At 63.7% G+C, this 1,233-nt stretch carries 1 protein-coding gene and 1 pseudogene; one reads left to right on the top strand and one right to left on the bottom strand.

The annotated features are described in order from the left end of the window. Positions 1 to 14: 14 nt before the first annotated feature. Positions 15 to 670, bottom strand: a pseudogene (locus tag ACFPN9_RS25405) (recombinase family protein). Between the two features lie 209 nt (positions 671 to 879). Here ACFPN9_RS25405 and ACFPN9_RS25400 point away from each other — a divergent pair. Further along, positions 880 to 1,161 carry a DUF4158 domain-containing protein gene (locus ACFPN9_RS25400; RefSeq protein ID WP_377817819.1) on the top strand — a complete coding sequence of 94 codons (282 nt, stop codon included), beginning with the start codon at positions 880 to 882 and terminating at the stop codon, positions 1,159 to 1,161. The last annotated feature ends 72 nt before the right edge of the window (positions 1,162 to 1,233 follow it).

Below are 1,233 nucleotides of genomic sequence, written 5' to 3'. Positions count from 1 at the left end.
TCAAGGTTTGTTCGCTAAACCGCGTTTAGTTGGACGGACCGGGAACGCGGCGATTTGGGCTTGCGGCCGAGCAGCTTTTCGCCGTCTGGCCGGAGATCCCTGTGGGCGCGACATGGCGGTAGAGCGTCTGACGGGTGACGCCGAGTTCGGCACAGAGCTCACCGATTTTCGTCTCGGGTTTGCCCATGGCCGCCTGCGCCAGCCGCAGTTTCGCCGACGTCATCTTGAAGGGCCGGCCGCCGTTGCGCCCGCGGGCTCGTGCTGCGGCGAGGCCGGCATTGGTGCGCTCGACGATCAGCTCGCGCTCGAACTCCGCCAGCGCCGCGAAGAAGTTGAACATCAGCCGGCCGTTGGCCGTGGTGGTGTCGATCGCGGCGCCTTGGCCGGTGAGCACCTTCAGCCCGACGCCGCGTCTATTGAGAGCCTGCACGACATCGACGAGGTGCTTGAGGCTGCGGCCCAGCCGATCGAGCTTCCAGACCATCAGCGTGTCGCCATCGCGCAGCGCTCTCAGGCAGGCCTCCAGTCCTGGGCGGTCGTCGCGTTTTCCCGACGCGCGATCGGTGTAGAGTTGATCGACGGCGACGCCGGCCGCCACGAGCGCGTCGGATTGCAGATCGACGACCTGGCTGCCGTCCGTCTTGCTCACGCGCATGTAGCCTATCAGCACCAGCTTCTTCCCTTCCGGCGCCGTCACGCAAACGGCCGATTATCCGAGCGCCGCTACTGCAGCTTGATGATCGACGAATCGTGTCACTAATCCCGTCATTCTGTCAAAGGCCTGCAAACGCATTGAGCTGTTGATTGTGTGACGCAATCCGACTGATCGGACTCGGCGAGGTCGGTGAGGCGGGTTAGGGTCGATCATCCTTGGGGAGGATGGCCGACATGGCGCGGCGGGAGCTGCTGACCGATGACGAGCGCGGGCGCCTCTTCGGCATTCCCGAGGGCGAGAGCGAACTCATCCGGCATTACACCTTGTCGCCCGCTGAGTTCGACCTTGCCGCCGATCGGCGCGGCAGTCGCAACCGTCTTGGATTTGCGGTCCAGCTTTGCCTTCTGCGCTATCCGGGGTTTGGCCTACGCGCCGGCGATGCGGTGCCCGACGCGCTCCTGACCTACCTTGCTCATCAGGGGGCTCCGTGGGCATTTCTACATTAATACACGCTAAGGGAATTTGAAGTTGTTTGGATTGAAGCGGTTAGCCCGGATTGGCCTGAAGCGTTCGAGGGG

Source organism: Allobosea massiliensis (assembly GCF_042655245.1).
GTDB classification, from domain to species: Bacteria; Pseudomonadota; Alphaproteobacteria; order Rhizobiales; family Beijerinckiaceae; genus Allobosea; species Allobosea massiliensis.
This window is presented reverse-complemented; position numbering and strand designations above follow the sequence as displayed.